A 21030-nucleotide genomic window follows, 5' to 3' on the forward strand; every position below is an offset into this window, starting at 1 on the left:
ATAATTTGCCATTAATGGCGATAAATAAAGTAAAATGGGAAACGATTTCTATCAGCCACAGTCAATACTGTGCAAAGAATAAGAAGTCCTTTACGGATAACGAAACAGTTACTCACTCCTAAATGATACAGGGAAGTCAAATCATGCGCTTATTTAAAAGCACGAAAGATACCAAAACAGGCAAGGCTTCTAGCGGATTGAACAACCGCTCTGCCATCGGCGTCGACATCAGTCAACATGCCATTAAGATGGTACAACTGACAGGCCGTAGTTTAAACCAAATTCAGCTGGAAAAATACGTTATTACCAAATTGCCTAAAAATATTGTCAAAGGCAACAAAATTCAAGACTACGATCAGCTTGCTACCTACATCCAGCATACTTACGCACAATTACGCAGTTCTTGCAAAAATATTGTTGCGGCCGTGCCACAAAACTTGGCGACAGTCGAGCAAATTATTTACAACCCGCGTGATACCGATTTGGATTTGGAAGAGTTTGTCGAAGCGGAAGTCGGCCAATTTGCGCCGATTGAAGAGATGAACTACGACTTTCAAGCTGAAGAAGTCGGTTCTGTCCAGCATATTTTAGCGGTTGCCGCCAAAAAAGACGATGTCGAGCCGCGTATTGAAATGTTTGAGAATGCGGGCCTGCCTTTGTCGGCTTTGGATTTGGACTTGCTGGCGCAACGCAATGCCTTCGTCTATTGGATGAATACGCATGCCCCCGAGATGGCAGAGGAAAAGGTTGCCGTGTTCGGCATTCATGCGACGCAAATGTATGCCCTGATCCTGCAAAACGGCCGCATCCTCTACAAACAAGAAACGCCGGTCAGTACAGAGCAACTCAATCAGCTGATTCAGCGTACTTATCAGGTAACGGAAGAAAAAGCCGCGCAAATGATGGCTTCTCAAAACAAGCCTTCCGACTACCAATCTCAGATTGCCGACCGTTTTAACGTACAGGTTGCACAAGAAGTTCAGCGTGTTCTGCAATTTTACTATACCACGCAGGTTACTGATTCTTTTCACAATATCAAACACATCCTGCTGACCGGCTTTACCGCGCAGCAGGCAGGTTTGGCAGAAAGCATTTTCTCGCAAACCAATACGGCAACAGAATACCTGCATCCGATTTCATATGTGGAGCGCAGTGCAAAAGTAGAATTGCCGCAGTTTCAAATTGATGCGCCGTCACTGACTTTGGCGTTCGGATTGGCATTAAGGGGACTTTGAGAACATGATCGAATTAACCAGAATCAACCTTCTCCCATATCGGGAAGAGATTAAACAGCGCAAGCAGCAGCAATTCAAAATATTGATGCTTGGTGCTTTTGCAGTGGGTTTGGGCTTGGCGGCCGCTACCTATCTCAGTATTGACAGCGCCATCAGCAATCAAGAAGGGCGCAACAACTTCCTGCAAACCGAAATTGACAGACTTGATAGAGAATTGGGCGAAATCGATAAACTTCAGCAAGAAAAAGAAGCCTTCTTGGCTAAAAAGCTGAAAGTGGAAGAATTGCAGGAAAAACGCTATCAAGCGGCCTATATCCTTGATTCTTTGAATACGCTTACGCCCGATAATACTTATTTGACCGCGTTGGAAGCCGAAAGCCCGACCAGCTATAAAATCAGCGGCCATGCCATCAGCGACAATAAAATCGCCGTTATGATGCGCTCCCTGCCGAGTACAGGTATTTTTTTGCAGCCTGAATTGTTGAGCATTAAAAAAGTAGATAACTACCAAGAATTTACTTTGAAATCTTCAATCAACCAGGTGAATACGCCGGCTCCCGCACCGACTGCCCAAAGCAGCGGTGAAATGGCCGAACCTGTGGCCGAACCTGCTCCGGAGGCTCAATAATGGCATCTAAAAACCTAAAACAATTGGACGTACAAAACCTGTACCTGCTCAATATGCCTTCAAAACTTTTGCTGGCAGGTTTATTGATTGTCGGCATGTTGGCTTTGGGCTATGTCGGCGTCTTTAAAGATCAGATTGAAACCTTGAATACGCAGGAAGCCAAAGAAGATGAGCTGAAGGAAACCTTTACGCGTAAAAGCATTCAGGCGGCAAGTTTGAATAATCTGAAAGCAGAATTGGCTTCGATTCGTTCTGCATTCGACGTTTTGTTGAAACAATTGCCGACTGACGCGGAAATTCCGAACCTGATTCAAGAATTGCATCAGGCGGGTTCGACCAACGGCTTGCGTTTGGACAGCGTTGCACCGCTCCAACCTGAAAATGATGGCCCGATTCAAAAACTGCCGTATCAGATTTCCATCACAGGCAAATACGCTCAGATCAGCCAATTTACCCGTGACGTAGGCGATTTATCGCGCATTATTACGTTGGATTCTTTGAAGCTCGTAACCGCAGGCGAGGATAAAGAAGGCAAAGGCAATAAAGGCGAGTTGACACTGAGCGCGATTGCGACGACTTACAAAGCCCGTCCGGCCGAAGAGATTGCCGCTGAATTGGCTGCGCAACAGGCGCAGGAAGAAGGCAAACCTGCCGAGAATGAGCAAAAATAAAAGAATAGGGAAATCATGAAAAAAATCATCTTACTCTTAAGTCTTCTTCCCTTGGCAGCCTGCACGCAAAGCTATGAAGATTTGACTCAATGGATGACGCAAACCCGTCAGGAAGCAAAATCCAAGATTATTCCGTTTGAAGAGCCGACGGTTACATTGCCCAAGCCGTATAACCCTCCAAATTTTAAGGGCTTGAATGCGTTTGATTCACGCCGTTTGGATACCGCCCCCAAAGGCGGTAATGCGCCGGATGTAAACCGTCCGAAAGAAACCTTGGAAGCCTTCAGTCTGGAAAACATGGCTTTTGTCGGAACGCTGCAAAGCGGCGGCAAAGTTTCCGGATTTATCAAAGTCAACGACCATGTTTATACCGTTTATCCCGGAAACTACATCGGTCAGAATTACGGCAGAATCCAAAGTATTACTGAAGATAAAATTATCCTGACCGAGCAAGTTGAAGACAGCTACGGCAACTGGGTGTACCGGAAGGCAGAATTGCCGTTGAGCAGCAAAGAGGCAGATTCTTCCGATAGCTCAGATAGTTCGAATTCAAATTAATTTAGGGGTCTCACTCGATTATGAAAACCAAGCACATGACAAAATTATTTGCCGGCTTCAGCGTTGCCCTCGCTGTTCAGACGGCCTTTGCAGGCAATATTACCGATATCAACGTTTCCACTTTGCCTGACAACCAAAAAATTATCAAAATCCGTTTCGACAAAGACGTCACCACACCTCATGGTTTTGTAACATCTACTCCGGCGCGTATTGCATTGGATTTTGCCAACACCAATATCCGTTTGCCCCAGCCTGTTTTGGAATATGCCGACCCCTTGCTGAATCAAATTACTGCGGCACAAAACAACGACCGCGCACGCGTGGTTTTGGGTTTGAACAAAATCAGCCAATACAATACTGAAATTCGCGGCAACGAAGTTTGGGTATTCGTAAACGAATCTACTGACCAAACCAATGCGGCCGTTGCAAATGAACGTGCGGCTACACCGTCTACCGCGCGCGCTACTCAGGCTTATCAAGCCGTTTCGGCTGCCAATATCGATTTCCGCAAAGGCGCACGCAATTCCGGCATTATTGAATTGTCCGCTCCGGGTTTCAGCGGACAGCCGGACATCAAACAGCAACGCGACCGCGTCGTTGTAACCTTGAAAAACCATACGCTGCCGACACAAGCGCAACGCAGTTTGGATGTGGCTGACTTCAATACGCCTGTACAAAACGTTACGCTCAAACGTATCGGCAATTCTACCCAGCTCATTATCCGCAACAATAATGCGAATTGGGACATCAATACCAAAGCCTCTTCCGGCCGTTTTGTATTTGAAATATCGCCTAAAGCCGCCAATACCGAATCCGGCGGCTTGAACCAAAATGCGAATAAATCGTTTAAAGGCCGTAAAATTTCCTTGGACTTCCAAGATGTAGAAGTCCGTACCATTTTGCAGATTTTGGCGAAAGAGTCCGGCGTGAATATTGTTGCCAGCGATACCGTCAAAGGTACCATGACCCTGTCCTTGAAAGATGTACCTTGGGATCAGGCATTGGATTTGGTCATGCAGGCGCGCAATTTGGATATGCGCCGTCAAGGCAATATCATTAATATCGCCCCCCGCGATGAATTGTTGGCAAAAGACAAAGCTTTCTTGCAGGCGGAAAAAGAGATTGCCGAATTGGGTCCGCTGTATTCTCAAACCTTCCAGTTGAAATACAAAAACGTGGAAGAATTCCGGAAAATTTTGCGTTTGGAAGAATACGACAGCAATAATTCCAATACCCGCAACACTCTGTTGAGCAACCGAGGCAGCGCCTTAATCGATCCGGCCACCAATACGCTGATCGTAACCGACAACCGCGGCGTGATTGAGAAATTCCGTAAACTGATTGATGAATTGGACGTTCCGACCCGTCAAGTGATGGTTGAAGCGCGCATTGTCGAAGCAGAAGATACCTTCTTCCGCAACTTGGGCGTTAAATTCGGTTCCGGTGGTGCGAGCGGCCGTACGGCATGGGGTAGCAACTGGAGCAATGCGCAAACCAACTACAATACCAATGCCTCGTTTAACCGTGGTGACGTAGGCTACCGCACATGGACTTTGGATCCGAACGTCAGTCTGCCGACCGCAGCCGCAGTCAACAGCATTGCGCTGGTGCGAGCGTTCTCGTCCGGCGCATTGGGTTTGGAAATCAGCGCGTCTGAAGAGCAAGGTAAGAGCAAAACCATTTCCAATCCGCGCGTGCTGACACAAGACCGTAAAGAAGCCAAAATTGAATCCGGTACGGAAATCCCTTACCAAGAAGCTTCTTCCAGCGGTGCGACTTCGATTACCTTCAAGAAAGCCGTTTTGGGTTTGACCGTAACGCCGAACATTACGCCTGACGGTCAAATCATCATGACGGTGAAGATTAATCGCGATACCCCGATCGACTGTACCGTGGATTCTCTGACAACCAAGTGTATCAACACCAAACACTTGAATACCCAAGCCATGGTTGAAGATGGCGGTACGCTGATCGTCGGCGGTATTTACGAGGAAGAAAGCACCAATGCGGTGAACAAAGTACCTATTTTGGGCGATATTCCTGTTGTCGGCAATCTGTTCAAATCACGCGGCAAACGTGAAAACCGCCGTGAGCTGTTGATTTTTATCACGCCGCGCATTATGGACAATGTGGGTAACAATCTACGTTATTGATTTTAGAATGACAAACAGGCATATCTGCAAAGGTATGCCTGTTTTCGTTTTCAGACGGCCTTTCGTTTCAGGCCGTCTGAAAAACCACGAACTTTTCCACGAAACCGCCATATCGTATAAAATGACCCTCATGGAAAAAATCAACGGCAATTTAATTTTAATCGGGCTGATGGGCGCGGGCAAAACCACTTTGGGCAAGCAGCTTGCCCAAATGTTTGAATGCCCGTTTTACGACAGCGACTACGAAATCTGCACTTCATCGGGCGTATCCATTCCGACCATTTTTGAGATGGAAGGGGAAGAAGGCTTCCGCAACCGCGAAACCAATATGCTGAAGAAGCTCGCTTCCCGGCGCAACATCGTTTTATCGACCGGTGGCGGCGCCGTGTTGCGCAGTGAAAACAGACAGATTCTGCGTCAAAACGGTACGGTTGTTTATCTGCATGCCAGCCCTGAAACCTTGCTGGAGCGTACCCGTTACGACAGCAACCGGCCGCTGTTGCAAGTTGCCGACCCTTTGGCCAAACTGCAAGAGCTGTATGACCAACGCGATACGTTGTACCGTCAAACCGCCCATCTCGTCATCGAATCCGACAGCTGCCACAAAACGCTCAAACGGCTGATTGAAATATTGAGCGAATAACACGCTTTACAAAGGAACACCATGCGCACCCTGACTGTCCAAACCCCGTCCCATCAATACCCCATCTTTATCGGGCATAAACTGATCGAGCAGGCCGATACGCTGCTTCAGCCCTATTTAGGCAAAAAAGCGGCCATCATTACCAACGAAACCGTTGCGCCGCTTTATCTCAAGCAACTTCAGACGGCCTTAGACAGACTGGGCGTGCCGCATTTCAGCATCATCCTTCCCGACGGCGAAGAATATAAAAACTGGCAGACGCTCAACCTGATTTACGATGGCCTGATGCAAAACCGTGCCGAACGCAAAACCACTTTAATCGCTTTGGGCGGCGGCGTGATAGGCGACATGGTCGGTTTTGCCGCAGCGACTTATCAGCGTGGCGCACCTTTTATTCAAGTACCGACCACCTTGCTCAGCCAGGTCGATTCCTCGGTCGGCGGTAAAACCGCCATCAACCATCCGCTCGGTAAAAACATGATTGGCGCGTTTTACCAGCCGCAAGCCGTTTTGGCCGATTTGACCGCCTTGCAAACGCTGCCGCAACGCGAACTTTCCGCAGGCATGGCCGAAGTCATCAAATACGGCGCATTGGGCGATGCCGAATTTTTTGCCTGGTTGGAAGAAAACATGGTCGACCTGATGGCGCAACATCAAGAAAAAATGGCGGAAGCCGTTTACCATTGCTGCAAAATGAAGGCCAATATTGTTGCCCAAGACGAAACCGAGCAGGGCATCCGCGCATGGCTTAATCTCGGCCACACTTTCGGCCATGCCATCGAAGCCGAAATGGGCTACGGCGTATGGCTGCATGGCGAAGCCGTTGCCGCCGGTTGCGTCCTTGCTTCCCGTTTGTCGCAAATCTTGGGCAAAACCCGACAGGCCGATACCGACCGCATTTCCGCTTTAATGGAAGCCGCTTCCCTCCCGTCTGCGCCGCCCGTTTTCTCCTTTGAAAAATGGATTGAACACATGAGCCACGATAAAAAAGTCAGCAGCGGCATCATGCGTTTTGTCGGGTTGGAATACTTGGGCAAAGCCAATATCACCGAAATTACCGATATGGAAATCCTCCGCCAAACCTTGCAACCGTATTTGTGAGGAATGAAGTAGGTTTGCTTCAAAATATAAAAAGGCCGTCTGAAAGGTATTTTCAGACGGCCTTTGGTTTTAAAGCGTTTTGATTTATCGGCTTAAAGCTAGATAAACCAATTTGGGCGGGCCAATTATTTAAAGCGTCTTTTTATCCAACTCGGCAATAATCAGCAAGCCGCTGTCAAAGCGTCGGCTGTCGGCCAGTTTCAGACGGCCTTGATGGCGTTTGACAATGGTGTCTGCGATGGACAGGCCAAGTCCGGTGCCCTGTTGTTCGGTGCCGAGAATACGGTAGAAAGGGTCGATAACGCGTTGGCGTTCACCGGGGGGAATGCCGGGGCCGTTGTCTTCCACCCAGATGTTGAGGTATTCGGCAGTTTCGTCAAAGCCCAAATCGATACGGCCGCCTTTGGGAGTATAGCGGATGGCGTTGTCGGTCAAGGTTTTGATAAGGGTGTAGATTTCGGTGTCATCGGCGTGGATTTGGCAGTCGTTTTCAACGGCAACGCCGATGTCTTGACCTTTGGCCAGCGCCAGCGGCATGAGTTCCTGCAAGACGCGGCGGAACTGGTTTTGCAGGCTGATCAAGGTTTTGGGGCGTTGAGTTTCGGGCGCTTGGGCGCGTGCGAGGGAGAGGAGTTGCTCGAGCAGGTGGCGGTTGCGCTGTATGCTTTGTTGCAACAGGGCGGACTGCTCGCGCGCTTCGGCGGACAGCTGCATATTGTTGAGCCGCTCTGCCTGAAGGGAAAGGGCGGTCATGGGGCTGCGCAATTCGTGTGCGGCATCGGCGATAAAGCGTTGCTGTTGGCGGACGTTTTCATCGGTACGTTGCAACAGGTTGTTAATGGCGACGACAAAGCCTTGGATTTCGCTGGGAATGTTTTGCGTGTCCATCGGTGAGAGGTCGTTGATTTTGCGCTGTTCCAAATCGTTGGACAGGGTTTTGACGGAACGCATGGTGCGGTGGGTAATCCAGACGGTGAGCAGGATAATCAGGGGCAGGGCGAGGAGCATGGGGAGGATGCTCTGCACGGCAGCCATTTCGGCCAGCTCTTCGCGGTAGTCGCTTTCCTGCATGACGGCAATGCGGCCTTGTTTGGTGGTGCGGGTGTAAACGCGGTAGTAATCGTCGTCGTCATCGGCCTGAATGGTGTGCAGGCCGTCTGAAATCTGCTCAGGCAGGCTGACAATGGGGTTGGGCGTATTGGGAAATTGAACGGAAATCTTGTTGTCGTTGTCGAGCGAGTGTTTCTCGTCATCGGCATCGCTCGGGTCGAGATAGTTCGCGACTTGGCGCAACAGGTCGTCTTGAACCTCTTGGGTCTCGTGATAAGTATCGTAATAAGAAAATATGCCTGCAAGAATGGAGAGGGGCAGGAGCATGCAGATCAGGGCGAGGCTGATTCGGACTTGCAGGGATTGTTTGATGGTGTGGATAAGGCGTTGCATGATTTGTGTGTTGATATTGTTGTGATTTTTCAGACGGCCTGGTTGTTTTGTGCAACCAGCCAGCCGACCCCGCGGACGTTTTGAATCGCTTCTTTGCCGAGTTTTTTGCGTAAGGCGTGAATCAGGAAGTCAACGGCGTTACTTTCGACTTCTTCACCCCAGCCGTAAATTTTGTCTTCCAAATCGCTGCGCGACAGAATCATGCCCGGACGCAACAGCAGGGCTTGGAGGACGGCAAATTCTTTGTTGCTGAGCATGACGGCTTGTTCCTGCCCGACTACTTCCGCCTGATGGGTGGAAGGGTTGAGCGTGATGATGCCGTTGGTCAGCAGCGTTTGCGCTTGTCCGCCGTGTCGGCGTAATACGGCGCGCATACGGGCTTGCAGTTCCGCCATGTCGAAGGGTTTGACGATGTAGTCGTCTGCACCGCCGTCCAGGCCGTTGAGCCGGCTGTGCAAATCGTCGCGCGCGGTTACGATTAAGACGGGAACGGTACAGCCGCTGTTGCGGATTTGCGCCAATACGTCCAAACCGTCTTTGCCGGGCAAACCCAAATCCAAGAGCAGCAAATCGTATGCCTGCGCCGCCACTGCCGCGGCCACTTCCAAACCGCGGCTGACCCAATCGACGGCGTAGCCGGCGTCTTTCAGATTGGCGCTGACGGCTTGGGCAATCATGGCATCGTCTTCAACCAATAATACGCGCATGGAAGTTCTCCAAAGGATGGGTGGACAGTGATTATAACCGCACTCAATTAGTAAAAATTTAGGAAGGGTTGAAAAACTGATTTTTGCAAACGATGAGGCCGTCTGAAATTCGGTTTTCAGACGGCCTGTATGCTTCAATCCCGATTATTTGGGGTTTTTCTCAATCAAGGCAACCAGTTGGTCGATATAGCCTTGGACAAATTCACGCGCGGATTCGATGAGTCGGCCGTTGTCGTCAAACAGGGTGGGCGAGTTGCCGAGGAATACTTCCGGCTGGCCGGTCAGCGGCATATCGAAATACGAAAGGGCAAGGCGCAGATTTTTTTGCGCGCTATAACCACCCATTTTGCCGACGGAATGGCTGATGATGCCGGCCGGTGTTTTTTTCCAGGCAACATCGGCATTTGGTTTGGAGCCGATGTCGATGGCGTTTTTCAGGCAGGCCGGGACGGTACGGTTGTTTTCTGAAGTCACGAACAATACACCGGCAGAGGCTTTGATGGTTTCGCGGAACTCGGTATAGCTGGGCGGAGTGGGGAAGTCGGTAACGGCAGGATCGTCGTAGTCGAAGTTATACAAAGGCAAATGGCCGATTTCGACGATTTGCGCTTCGTAGCCTTCGGGGAACATGGAAATGACGTTTTGTGCGATTTTTCGTGCGAACGAACCTTTACGCAGGCTGCCGACCAAGATGCTGACTTTTTTTGACATGTTTTTCTCCTGTTTGATAATAAAAATGAAAACTATTCTAGATTTTAGTGTTGTCTATGGATGCGGTCAAGGTTTCAGACGGCCTGTCAAAACAGTTTATGCTAAAATAACAGTTTCGCTGATATTTCAAATTATTATGCACGCTTCTGATTTTCAAGAGAATGATACGGCGCACGAATACCACGCCGACAATCCTGATTTTCCTGCTAAAACCATTGTGGCGACGCTGTTTATCGGCGCATTTTTCGGCTATCTCAACGATACCCTGCTGAATGTCGCGCTCACGCCGATTATGAAGGATTTCGGTGTCGATAAGACCACGGTTCAATGGCTGACGACGGGCTTTTTGCTGGTTATGGGCGCGTTTACGCCGATTACGGCAGGCGTGATTCAATGGTTTGAAACGCGCAAAATGGTGCTGTTTACGCAGGCAACGTTTTTGGCAGGGTCGCTGATTTGCGCGTTTGCGCCGACTTTCGGAATTCTGGTTGTGGGGCGGATGGTGCAGGCAGTGTCTGCCGCGTTTTTCGTTCCGCTCCTGTTTAACGGCGTGTTGTCGATTTTCCCGCCCAACAAGCGCGGAACAGCGATGGGCGTGATTACCATGATGTTTACCGCCGCGCCTGCAATGGGGCCGACGCTGTCGGGCATCATCATCGACCACACGCATTGGCGCGTGCTGTTCGGCTTTACCGCGCCGTTTATGCTGGCGGCGATGGTATTGGTGGGCAAATATTTGACGGTCAATTTGAGCAACATCAGCCGTCCGAAGATTGATGTGTTGTCGGCCGTTTTGTCGGTCGCCGGTTTCGGCGGGCTGGTGTATGCGAGCAGTAATTTCGCCCATTTGCCGCTGGTGGAATTCATCCTGCTCTTTGCCGCTTCCATTGTACTGGTGGGTTGGTTTGCGCACCGTCAGTTCCGTTTGGCAACGCCGTTGTTGAACCTTCGTGCGTTTGAATACAAGCAGTTCAGATATTGCGTTGTGATTTTGGCCGGCGCGGTATTCCTGTTTTTGGGATTGGAACTGATGGTGCCGATGTACACGCAGCAGGTGCTGATGCTGACCGGTACGGCAACCGGCCTGATCCTGATGCCCGCCAGTATTGCCCAAGCGGTTGCCGCGCCTTTGTTCGGCAAATTGTTGGACAAAAAGGGCGGACGCTTTGTCGTCTTGCCGGCAACCGTGATGCTGGTGGTGTCGTTGGCGGTATTGTGGCTGTTTTTACGGATTGACACGCAAGTGATGATGCTGACGGCAATGTTTACGTTGTTGGCGGTGTCCGTGTCTGCCTGCGTAACCGGTGAAACCCATGGTCTGAATTCATTGCCGAAAACGCTCAATCCGCACGGCGCGGCGATTCTGACCACCATCAATCCGATTGCCGGTGCCATCGGCGCGGCGTTTTTCGTCGGTGCAACCAATATCGGCGAGAAGCTCTCCGGTGCAAATATGCCGCAACAGGCAATGCTGGACGGTATCCATTTGGCGATGGGTTGCGCTTTGGTTGTCGGTGTCGTTGTCGTCATGTTTGCTTTGCGTTTGAAAGCGCATCAGAAATAAATAACAGGCCGTCTGAAACGTTCAGACGGCCTCAGTACCTCGTACAGATGTATTAATTTTTTGTAACACAATGAAGTTAAAAAATATTTTATTAATCAGCCTGATGGTGGCGGCGTGTCCGTCATGGGCTTTGGATTTCGGCCGTATTCCTGAAAATGAGATTTCCGTTTATGTGCAGGAACTGGACAGCGGCAAAGTGATTGTGGAACACCGTGCCGATGAGTTGCGCAATCCTGCTTCAACCATGAAGCTGGTAACGGCGTTTACCGCGTTTCGTATGCTGGGCGGCGATTATCGTTGGAAAACCGAGTTTAAAACCAACGGCACAATCAAAGGTGATACGCTGAAAGGCAATGTGTATTGGGTGGGGAGCGGTGATCCTGTGTTTGACCAGCATGATTTGGTGCAAATGCAGCAACAGATGCGCGATAAGGGCATACGCCATATTGACGGGCATCTGATACTTGACCGCAGCCTCTGGGGCGATGTGAAGAATCCGGATGATTTTGCTTCTGATTCTGCCGAAAGCTTTATGACGCCGCCCGACCCTAATATGTTGGCGTATAAAACCGTTGAACTTAGCGCTGAAAAAGAAGCAGACGGACGCTTGGTCATCCGTACCAATCCGCCGCTGCCGAATCTGAATATTCAAAATAAATTGACGCTTGAAGATAAGGAAGGGAAGTGCAGCGTTTTAAAAAACCACATGAAAACTTCCTATAAAAACAATACGCTGACCGTATCGGGCAAGCTGCCGGAAAGCTGTTTGGGCAAAGAGCTGTATTTAAATATGTACAGCATGAAAGAATTTGTCGGCAAAAGTTTTGTCAACCAATGGCGCCAACAAGACGGCACGGTTTCAGACGGCCTGACAACAGGTGTCGCGCCTCATGACGCGCATGTGTTGGCGAGTCATCTATCCAAACCGCTTGCCGATATCCTCACCGATATGAACAAGCATTCCAATAATCTGATTGCCCGTTCGGTTTTCCTTAAATTTGCCGGACATATATCTGATTACAAGCAGGCGCAGGCCAAGGCTGCCTCTATCGTAAAAAGCGAGTTGGCGGTTGCCGGTATCAATACGGAAGGGCTGGTGTTGGAAAACGGCTCAGGCCTGTCCCGCGTAGAACGGCTCAATGCGCGAATGATGGCGCAAATGTTGGAAAAAGCCTATTTCAGCCCGTTTAAAAACGAGTTTATTAGTACGCTGCCGATTGCCGGTAAAGACGGCACGCTTAAAACACGCTTGAAACAGCCCGGTGAAAACCTGCGCCTCAAAACCGGTACGCTCAAAGATGTCCGCGCACTGGCTGGGTATTGGTTGGGCGAAAAGCCGTTGTTGGTTGTCGTCATTATCAATAGCCCGAAGTCAACCGATTATTTACGCGATTTGGATAAGCTGGTGTCTAAAATTGTTCAGCCCGGTGGCGAACATTGGATTGATGCTAAGGCCTCCTGCGTGATGAGGTATCAGGCTTGATAAGCTAAAAAAGGCCGTCTGAAAATGTATTGACGTTTCAGACGGCCTTTGTGTAAGAGGGGTAAGTATTTATGTCTATTTTGAAGGCTGATTCAGGGGTTGGATGAATAAGCGTTTGGTGTGAATCAGCTTGAGATGTATGGTTTTATCTTCGGTATTGAAGACGTATGTTTTAAGTTTATTTCCGGCTTCTCTTGTCTAAATAATCAGACTCTTTACGAAAAGGCATAGGATACAGACGAAAAAAATACCGGTAAAAACCGGTATTTTTTATTTTTAACTTGATGGCGCGGCGGACGGGGCTCGAACCCGCGACCCCCGGCGTGACAGGCCGGTACTCTAACCAACTGAGCTACCACCGCGCATCCACTGTCAAAGACAATAAAAAGGAAACTTGGTGGGTGATGACGGAGTCGAACCGCCGACATTCTGCTTGTAAGGCAGACGCTCTACCAACTGAGCTAATCACCCGAAAAAGGGAGATACTGAAAAATCAGTATTTTTAAATAATGGCGCGGCGGACGGGGCTCGAACCCGCGACCCCCGGCGTGACAGGCCGGTACTCTAACCAACTGAGCTACCACCGCGCATCCACTGTCAAAGACAATGAAAAAGAAACTTGGTGGGTGATGACGGAGTCGAACCGCCGACATTCTGCTTGTAAGGCAGACGCTCTACCAACTGAGCTAATCACCCGTGCGCAAAATTGCGAAGACGCTATTAAACCAAAAAATCCTGATGCGCGCAAGATTTATTTGCCGATTATTAGATATCCCCCTGTAAGCACCAGTTTTCAAATGAAATAATTTCTTCCTGCTTGCCTGCGACAATCAAAATATCGCCGTTTTCCAAAACAAAATCAGGATCAAGTTCTTGGATTTTTCCGGTCTTGCGGCGGATAAACAATAGCTTCAGATGATGGGCGGACAAGGGCAATTCGCGGATGGTTTTGCCGATGGCGTGTGCCTCGCCGTGCAACGGGAAGGCGTGACGGGAGATGGCTTTGCTGTCTTCGTCTGAGAAGCTGTCATCATCGCTGCCGATAAACAAGTCTTGCAACGATGCATAGCGGCTGTGACGGATATGGGTTATGGTTTGATAAACATGGTTGTAGGAGAGGCCGTGGCCCAACATGGCATAACTTGCCAGCACCAGGCTGGTTTCTTTGGTATCGGAAACGGCTTCTTCTGCGCCCATTTCGGTAAAGGTTTTGACGTAATCGTCATTGGTGGCGCGAACATAAACCGGCATGCTCGGATGCATGGACATGATGTTGCCGAGAACATGTTGGGTTTCGTGCATATTGTTCAGCGTGATGACCACCATTTTTGCGCGTCCCAATCCGGCGGCTTCCAAAACTTCACGGCGTTTGGCATCGCCAAAGGAAACCGGTTCGCCTGCGTTGCGTGCCACTTGTACGCGGGCAATGTCTAAGTCGAGGGCAAAGTAGGGGATGCCTTCTTGCGCCAATACGCGGGCGACGGATTGACCGCCGCGTCCGAAACCGATAATCAGGACGTGTTCGGATTTGCTCATGGTTTCCACCAACATGGAATGCAAGTCCAAGGCTTTCATGTCCCAGTCGGATTTGACGAAGCGGCCGATGATGGCATCGCTGCTGCCCAAGATAAATGGTGCGGCAATCATGGAGAGCAAGACGGCTGCAGTGGCCGCTTGTTCCAATTCGGGCGAAACCATATTGATTTTGCTGGAAATGGCCAGCATCACGAAACCGAACTCGCCGCCTTGCGCCAAATAAAGCGCACTCTTGAGGCTGTCGCCCACAGGGTTTTTCATGCGCAAAGCGATGACGAAGACGACCAGTGTTTTCAAGACCAACAGGATTGCCAACAAAATCAGAATTTGCTGCCAGTTGCCGATCAGCGCCTGAATATCCAGCTTCATGCCGACGGTGATGAAGAAGAAGCCGAGCAGGATGTCGCGGAATGGACGGATGTCGTCTTCCACCTGAATACGGTATTCGGTTTCGGAAAGCAGCATACCGGCGACGAATGCGCCCAATGCCATGGACAGGCCTTCAAGTTCTGTCAGATAGGCTACGCCCAAAGTAACCAGCAAAACGTTGATCATGAAGAGTTCGGACGATTTGCGTTTGGCAACCAGTCTGAACCAGCGCGACATCACACGGCTGCCGATAACGAACAAAATGCCCAAGGTCAGCAACATTTTCAAGCCGGCCAAGCCCAGCTCTACCCACAAGTTGCCTTCGCTGCCGCCAGCAAGTGCCGGAATCAGAATCATCAGCGGTACAACGGCAATATCCTGCATCAGCAAAACACCCATGGCCATTTGACCATGCGGCTGACCCAGCTCGGTTTTCTCCGACAAAATGCGGCTGACGATGGCGGTGGACGACATGGTCAATGCGCCGGCGGTGGCAAACGCCCAGTTAAACGGCGTACCCATCGCCATCAAAATACCCATAATCGAGAGCATGGTAACGATGACTTGCAAACCGCCCAAACCGAATACGAGGCGGCGCATGGCTTTGAGTTTAGGCAGGGAGAATTCGAGGCCGATGCTGAACATCAAGAACACAATGCCGATTTCGCCCAAATAGTCGGTAGCGTGGCTTTGAGGAATCAGTCTGAACATACCCGGACCGGCAATAAAACCGACCAAAAGATAACCGAGCATGGAAGGAATGTTGAATTTGCGGCAGCAGATAACCGTAATAACGGCAACCAACAGAACAATGACAATGGGACCAAGGGAAAATTCGTGCATAGAGTGGGCGGCCTTTCATTAAAAGTAAATATTGTTATATAGAGGCCGTCTGAAACACGTCGAAAACCGACAGCAAACCCAAATAAAAACGCACAGAACGCAATTTATTCCTGCGATTTGATTTCCCGTATCATGCTTATTTGGATTTACTGTTTCGAGCGTTATCTAACGGATTATTAAGATTATATCAAGATAGAATGTAAAATAGTGTTTTGATTGACAAAAAGGGCCGTCTGAAATATTCAGACGGCCTTTAAATAAACAAACGGTTTAAGGCATCAACATGCCGCCGTTGACATGAAGTGTCTGACCGGTAATGTATTTTGCCTGATCAGAAGCCAAGAACAAGACTGCATCGGCAATATCTTGCGCTTCGCCGAATTTACCCAAAGAAGTTTGCGCTTCAAAGGTTTTGCGGGTTTCTTCCGGCAGGGCGCGGGTCATATCGGTGTCGATAAAGCCCGGGGCGACGCAGTTGACGGTAATGCCGCGGCTGCCGACTTCGCGCGCCATAGATTTGGAGAAGCCGATCAAGCCCGCTTTTGCGGCTGCATAGTTGGTTTGACCCGCATTGCCCATCACGCCGACAACAGATGTGATGTTAATAATGCGGCCGGCACGCTGTTTCATCATGCCGCGCAATACGGCTTTGGAGGCGCGGAAGACGGATTTGAGGTTAACCTGCATGATGTCGTCCCACTCTTCCTCTTTCATACGCATCAAAAGGTTGTCGCGGGTAATGCCGGCGTTGTTGACCAAAATATCCAGTTTGCCGAATTCTTTCTCGATGTCGGCAATCAGGTTTTCGATGGTTTCAGGTTCGGCAGAATTCAATGCACGGCCTTCGCCGCCCCATTGAGCCAAGCGCTCACTAATTGCAGCCGCGCCGCTTTCGCTGGTGGCCGTGCCGATAACTTTTGCACCGGCCGCAGCCAAAGTATCGGCAATCGCCGCACCAATACCGCGCGATGCGCCGGTTACTAAAGCAATTTTGCCGCTCAAATCTTGTGTACTCATGTTTTATTCCTTAATTGCGATTGGAAAAATGGTTTCAGACGGCCTTATACCACGAATAGGTTTTTTAATCTAATTTTTGTCGGCAGGTCGTTTGAAAGAGTTGTGTATGCTATGAATCTGCTTCGGGTAAGCCGATTACTATGTATGGCGGAATATCTAGAACATAGTTGACCCAGTTTCTGAAACTGTATTTTTGATAAATTTTGGCCGGAAGCTCGTGATAAGGTCTTTCCAAAAACTCGTCCAGTCCGTCAAAGGTTTTTTCATCCCAAATATAGATATTGTCAGGATGGTAAAAATCATATTCAGCAACATGGATGTTGGTAGTAATCAGTTTTTTACGGTAACCAACTGCTTCGATAGTGCGGAAGGATAATCCTGTGTGTATGGGGGTTTTGAAATCTAGCAATACCTTGCTTTGTTGCTCTCGGTGTATGTTTTCGGCAAAGCTGATAGGTTGCAGGGTGGCTTTGATGTTTTCGGGATAGGTCTCGTGATGTAGTGCCAGGCTTCCTTGGTCAATATGGTAGATGGTAAAGTCCAAATTCCAGTTTTTCTCTGATGCATAGCGTGCAAAAGTGGCAATTGCCTGATCTCTTTTTAGAACGGGTAGATGTGCACCGATAAAGTAGAAGTCAGATGAAATTTCTGAGCTTTCTGCTAAGTTTTCAAAATAAAAATTGCTTGCAGGGTGGAGGTGGCCCATATATTTCTTAATATCTTTGGGATCAAAGACATAAAAGCGGTCAAATAATTCTATGGTTTCTTTAGCTTGGGGAAATCTGTCTATACCGTCAGGTTGGTAGGCAACTATGGATTTTTGGGTTTTTTGTTTGATTTTGAGCAGCAGATCTTTTGGGTACACCTGACCACCCAGAATGAGGGCATAGTCAAAAGATTCGTAATTGTCTATGAGTTCGGATGTTTTCTTATGGATTGCTTCAAAGTGCAACCTAGCCGTTTCTTCAATTAATTTCTTTTTAGCATCCTTTTTACGGAAGATATTTTTTCGGACAAATGTATCCAGCCTCATGCGGAGAGATTTATATTTGAACGGAGGGGCAATGTGGTCGTAGCTTATATCTACGACCTCAAAACCGTATTTCTTAAGATGGTCAATTACTAAACTTTCCATTTTATTAACGCGAAGCATGCCGAGTAGGATAATGGGTTTCTTACTCATAGATAAGTTACTCCAAGGGATGATTTTTGTTTCATAAGATTAAATTTCCGTAGTAAGTATTCTTTGTAGTACGCTAATGCCTGTTTTTTGTTTCCTTGCTGCCATAAGCGATTGGCAGCTTGTTTGTATTTTTGGTAGGAATTAGAGAAGTGTAATGTAGTTTTTAGATTTTGATGGAAATAACCATCATACCAAGGAGACTTTTTATAAAAAGAATCATAAACAGGATGGAAACCAAGATGATGCCAAGGCTTGGTTCCGCCGATAAAATGAACAAGCCGGATATTGTTAGGGTTATCGTTTAGTTCTTCTGCCCGGTGGTGCCAATGTATCCAATTGTAGGAATCGGGCAACCACCCTACTTTACCTTTGCAGCTTAGATTGAGCAGATCTTGATCCGGACATGCCAAGATAAATTTGCTGAGTTCGACCTGCCGTATTTTCTCGCTTAGGATAGTGTAAGTGGATGATTCGTTCCAAAATTTGTTGTTAAACAGCAGTACGCCTGAATTGAAGTAGGGGTCTGTACTTCTAAAACCGAATACATTCAATTTGTTGATGTAGGCACGGTAAAGTGTTGTTTCTGGAACGGCTGCGAGAAGTTTGCGGTCAAGGTTGACGGTAAACAGTTCTGATATATCGCCTAAGCAGAGAACGTCTGTGTCCAAGTAGAGTGCAGTATCGCTTATATCGCCAAGTATGGCGGGTATGCACATCCGGTAGTACATGGCGATGGTGAAATAGCTGGTTGTCTGCAGGGTAGAAAAATAATCTGTATTCAGGTGATAAACCGTTACGGCGTAATTTGGATTGATATTTTCTAGTTGGTTGAAAATATCGAAGTCATAATTTTCCGAACCGCTGACCAAGAGATGAAAATGAATAGGAAAGCGGTTGTTTGCCAAAACAGAGAGCATGGATGTGCCGATGTGGCGGATGTAGTTTTGATCGGCCGCATAGACAATATGTTGCACGGTTGCTGCTGGCTGGTGTGTCCTGATAGGAATTACAGAAGTCAGCAGCTTTTCCTTGTCAAACATTTAAATTCTCCACAACTTCTCTATCGATTTCAGGTAATCCGATAGGGATATTCGGTTCAATATCAAATGCGCAGCTGATCCAGTTGCTGAAGCTGTATTTGTGTTTTAGGCCGGGGGCAAGCGGTACATACGGCAAGGTCAGGAAGGCTTTGAGTTCATCAAGGTTGCTTCCATTCCAGTAGAACATATTGTTCGGGTGATAAAAATCGTAATGTACGATGGTCGGATTGGTCGTAATCAGTTTTTTTTCCAAACCGATCGCTTCGAAAATCCGCAAAGAGAGGCCGTAGTGCTTGCGGTTGAGGAAATCTACCAATACGGAGGATTTGGCCGCTTCTTCCAAGTTTTGACGATAGGAGAGGGCGTTTTCAAAGGAGAAGAACTCGACTTCGGGAATGCCCAAAGCCGCTTTTTCTTCTTCGATTTTCTTGCTGGCCAAGCGGAAATCTATTTCTAAACCGATTGAACGTGCAGCTTCGCAAAATGCGCGGATGTCGTTGTTGCGGTCGGCAGCGTACGAGCCGATAAACAAGATTTTGTTTTGCGGGTTTTCAGACGGCCTGAAGCAGTCAAAGTAGAAGCTGGTGGTTGGAAAGAGTTTTTTGGTGTATTCGGGATGTTTGCCCTGGTCAAACGGATCGAAAAAGTAAAATTTGTCGAAAAACTCGATGTTGTCGAAGTCTTCTTTTAAGAAGGTCAGGGCTTCCCAGTTGTAGTACACCATCAGTTTGGAATGCGCCCTGAGCTTGGCGATAAAGTCTTTCGGATAGGCACCCAGCCAAATCATGAAGCAATAATCCGCTTGTTCGGGATGTTCGCTTAACAGGGTATTGAGGCGTTCTTCTACGGCGCGGAACATGGTCCGTTTTTTGAAGTCTTTTTGTCCAAGAATATTTCGATACCAGATTTTTTTCAGCCGTTGAAATACATTTTTGTATTTGAACTCTTTTTCTTCATAGGTCAGAGACAGCACTTCAAATCCGCATTTTTCCAAGTTCTCAATAATGAGTTCGTGGATTTTGAAGAGTTCCGGCATGGCGAGAATGACTTTTTTCTTACTCATAATGTATTCAATATAATATTTTGTCAGATAGGGATATTTGCTATCGGCATAGGGTTAATCAATGCCGAGCAGGCGGTTTAGCCATTGTGTAAATGAATAATAGGCTTTGATTTCAGGGGCGGGTTGCTGATACGGGCGTGCCAAAAATTCAGGCAATGCGTCTAAACTACCGCCGTCCCATACGAACACACGGTCTGGGTGGTATAGGTCAGTCTCTAAGATATGTTTGTTGGTGGTAATCAGTTTTTTATCGAAACGCAACGCATCAAAGATACGGAATGATAAGCCGTAATGTTCGAATTGTGCAAAATCGACGACTGCGCCGCAACTTTGCACTTGGCTGAGGTTTTCTTCAAAGCTAAGGATGCTGCTGCGGTCGAGATAGCGGATGCCGTTGTGTCCGAAGGCTTTTTCGGCCCTGTCATCTTTGCAGTAGATATGGAAATCCAAGGGTAAATTGAGTCGTTCGGTTTCTTGGATAAAACGTTTGGTTTGCTCTTCGCGTCTAAGTTCGTAGCCGCCTAAAAAGTAGAGTTTGTTAGTGGGTGCATATTCAGCCACGGGAAAGTCAAAGTAAAAATTGGTGGTGGCTTTGAAATGGCATTGTGGATATTTTTGAATATCGTCGGGATCGAAAACCCAACATTGGTCAAAATAATCCAAATATTCAATAATATCTGGAAAACGACCTACGCCATCCCATTGATAATTCACGCAAACATTGCTGTGTTCTCGGATGGTGGCGATGATTTCTTTGGGGTAAATATTGGCGCGGATACAGAGCGCATAGTCGGCTTTTTTACCGTTTAGCAAGGCCAATTTTTGCTGAATGTCGTCGAGGTAGCGGCTGTATTTGAGGTATTTTTTATAGTTGCCGTCTTTGGTGATGTGTTTGTGGTAGAGGTTTTTGAGTCTGCTGCCCAAGTTCGGGTAATAGGAATCCCGGTCGTCATAGCACAGGTTGATGACCTCAAAACCAAGAAAACGCAGATTTTTTTCGATACATTGATCCAGTCCGTACATGTAGGGAACGGCAAGAATAATGGTTTTTTTCATAATGTATTCGGATTGGAGTGGAGCTG

The 21030-nt window shown here is 48.2% G+C and carries 18 protein-coding genes and 4 tRNA genes; 9 read left to right on the forward strand and 13 right to left on the reverse strand.

Translation table 11 applies throughout. From position 1 onward, the window contains the following. The first annotated feature begins 143 nt into the window (after positions 1-143). The 7 genes from pilM (at position 144) to aroB (ending at position 6989) form a co-directional block, all read left to right on the forward strand. A complete protein-coding gene (gene pilM, locus RRV97_RS11285; protein ID WP_315611562.1) occupies positions 144-1235 on the forward strand; it encodes a type IV pilus assembly protein PilM in 1092 nt (363 codons plus the stop codon). Between the two features lie 4 nt (positions 1236-1239). After that, on the forward strand, positions 1240-1863 hold the full coding sequence (locus RRV97_RS11290) for a PilN domain-containing protein (protein WP_315611563.1): 624 nt from the start codon (positions 1240-1242) through the stop codon (positions 1861-1863). Then, a complete protein-coding gene (locus RRV97_RS11295; RefSeq protein ID WP_315611564.1) occupies positions 1863-2534 on the forward strand; it encodes a type 4a pilus biogenesis protein PilO in 672 nt (223 codons plus the stop codon). Before RRV97_RS11290 ends, RRV97_RS11295 begins: the two co-directional genes overlap by 1 nt. 15 nt (positions 2535-2549) lie before the next feature. Further along, positions 2550-3092 (forward strand): pilus assembly protein PilP, encoded by a 543-nt coding sequence (locus RRV97_RS11300; RefSeq protein WP_049347906.1) that lies wholly within the window; start codon positions 2550-2552, stop codon positions 3090-3092. Positions 3093-3112: 20 nt separating this feature from the next. Further along, positions 3113-5245, forward strand: coding sequence for a type IV pilus secretin PilQ (pilQ, locus tag RRV97_RS11305; protein WP_315611565.1), 2133 nt, complete (start codon positions 3113-3115; stop codon positions 5243-5245). A 130-nt stretch (positions 5246-5375) separates the two neighbouring features. Beyond that, a complete protein-coding gene (locus tag RRV97_RS11310) occupies positions 5376-5888 on the forward strand; it encodes a shikimate kinase (protein ID WP_283254529.1) in 513 nt (170 codons plus the stop codon). Positions 5889-5909: 21 nt separating this feature from the next. After that, on the forward strand, positions 5910-6989 hold the full coding sequence (aroB, locus tag RRV97_RS11315; RefSeq protein ID WP_315611566.1) for a 3-dehydroquinate synthase: 1080 nt from the start codon (positions 5910-5912) through the stop codon (positions 6987-6989). Between the two features lie 129 nt (positions 6990-7118). Here the strand turns inward: aroB and RRV97_RS11320 are convergent, their stop codons facing one another. The 3 genes from RRV97_RS11320 to RRV97_RS11330 all read right to left on the reverse strand — a co-directional run bounded on the left by RRV97_RS11320 (position 7119) and on the right by RRV97_RS11330 (position 9850). Further along, complete coding sequence (locus RRV97_RS11320) at positions 7119-8432, reverse strand: sensor histidine kinase (RefSeq protein WP_315611567.1); 1314 nt, start codon at positions 8430-8432, stop codon at positions 7119-7121. Between the two features lie 29 nt (positions 8433-8461). Beyond that, on the reverse strand, positions 8462-9139 hold the full coding sequence (locus RRV97_RS11325) for a response regulator (RefSeq protein WP_315611568.1): 678 nt from the start codon (positions 9137-9139) through the stop codon (positions 8462-8464). 144 nt (positions 9140-9283) lie between these two features. Next, positions 9284-9850, reverse strand: coding sequence for an NADPH-dependent FMN reductase (locus RRV97_RS11330; RefSeq protein ID WP_049333517.1), 567 nt, complete (start codon positions 9848-9850; stop codon positions 9284-9286). 136 nt (positions 9851-9986) lie between these two features. Here RRV97_RS11330 and RRV97_RS11335 point away from each other — a divergent pair, with 136 nt between their 5' ends. Then, on the forward strand, positions 9987-11414 hold the full coding sequence (locus RRV97_RS11335; protein ID WP_315611569.1) for an MFS transporter: 1428 nt from the start codon (positions 9987-9989) through the stop codon (positions 11412-11414). Positions 11415-11484: 70 nt separating this feature from the next. Further along, positions 11485-12897, forward strand: coding sequence for a D-alanyl-D-alanine carboxypeptidase/D-alanyl-D-alanine-endopeptidase (gene dacB / locus RRV97_RS11340; RefSeq protein ID WP_315611570.1), 1413 nt, complete (start codon positions 11485-11487; stop codon positions 12895-12897). Positions 12898-13182: 285 nt separating this feature from the next. Here the strand turns inward: dacB and RRV97_RS11345 are convergent. The 10 genes from RRV97_RS11345 to RRV97_RS11390 all read right to left on the reverse strand — a co-directional run bounded on the left by RRV97_RS11345 (position 13183) and on the right by RRV97_RS11390 (position 21004). Beyond that, a tRNA-Asp gene (locus RRV97_RS11345) sits at positions 13183-13259 on the reverse strand. A gap of 33 nt (positions 13260-13292) precedes the next feature. Next, positions 13293-13368, reverse strand: a tRNA-Val gene (locus tag RRV97_RS11350). Between the two features lie 39 nt (positions 13369-13407). Then, positions 13408-13484, reverse strand: a tRNA-Asp gene (locus RRV97_RS11355). Between the two features lie 33 nt (positions 13485-13517). Continuing rightward, positions 13518-13593 (reverse strand) — tRNA-Val (locus tag RRV97_RS11360). Between the two features lie 69 nt (positions 13594-13662). Beyond that, complete coding sequence (locus tag RRV97_RS11365; protein WP_315611571.1) at positions 13663-15645, reverse strand: monovalent cation:proton antiporter-2 (CPA2) family protein; 1983 nt, start codon at positions 15643-15645, stop codon at positions 13663-13665. Between the two features lie 270 nt (positions 15646-15915). After that, entirely contained in the window at positions 15916-16662 is a 747-nt protein-coding gene (fabG, locus tag RRV97_RS11370; RefSeq protein ID WP_003684588.1) for a 3-oxoacyl-ACP reductase FabG, read from the reverse strand. Positions 16663-16771: 109 nt separating this feature from the next. Beyond that, a complete protein-coding gene (locus RRV97_RS11375; RefSeq protein ID WP_315611572.1) occupies positions 16772-17845 on the reverse strand; it encodes a hypothetical protein in 1074 nt (357 codons plus the stop codon). Further along, entirely contained in the window at positions 17842-18885 is a 1044-nt protein-coding gene (locus RRV97_RS11380; protein ID WP_315611573.1) for a glycosyltransferase family 8 protein, read from the reverse strand. Before RRV97_RS11380 ends, RRV97_RS11375 begins: the two co-directional genes overlap by 4 nt. Continuing rightward, on the reverse strand, positions 18878-19948 hold the full coding sequence (locus RRV97_RS11385) for a hypothetical protein (protein ID WP_315611574.1): 1071 nt from the start codon (positions 19946-19948) through the stop codon (positions 18878-18880). Before RRV97_RS11385 ends, RRV97_RS11380 begins: the two co-directional genes overlap by 8 nt. 54 nt (positions 19949-20002) lie before the next feature. Continuing rightward, the gene (locus RRV97_RS11390) at positions 20003-21004 is read right to left on the reverse strand and encodes a hypothetical protein (protein ID WP_315611575.1); all 1002 of its coding nucleotides are present in this window, start codon (positions 21002-21004) and stop codon (positions 20003-20005) included. Positions 21005-21030: the final 26 nt, after the last annotated feature.

Origin of the sequence: Neisseria sp. DTU_2021_1001991_1_SI_NGA_ILE_055 (assembly GCF_032342915.1) — a bacterium.
Lineage (GTDB): Bacteria > Pseudomonadota > Gammaproteobacteria > Burkholderiales > Neisseriaceae > Neisseria.